General features: G+C 54.6%; 1 pseudogene. It reads right to left on the reverse strand.

The features are described 5' to 3' along the window. Nucleotides 1-271: pseudogene (locus Ga0451573_RS19225) on the reverse strand (hypothetical protein); the annotation flags it as partial.

A 271-nucleotide genomic window follows, 5' to 3' on the forward strand; every position in this document is an offset into this window, starting at 1 on the left:
TGATAATGCCATGCTCTTCCGGCACGAACGAACGTGCATTCTCGATGAGATTGGAAACGACCTGGCCGAGACGCAGATCATGGCCAACCACGAAGAAGCCCTTCTTGTTGGACGGCAGCTTGCCGACGACAAATTCGATCTGTGTATCCTTCTTGTTGCGCCGTACTTCGCGCGCAGCGGTCACGAGATTGCCCAGCAGGAACTTGAGATCGACATGTTCGGAATCTTCGCGTGCCAGCTCCGCATCGAGACGTGACGCATCGGAAATATC

It is taken from the genome of Phosphitispora fastidiosa, assembly GCF_019008365.1.
In the GTDB taxonomy this organism is placed as follows: domain Bacteria; phylum Bacillota; class Thermincolia; order Thermincolales; family UBA2595; genus Phosphitispora; species Phosphitispora fastidiosa.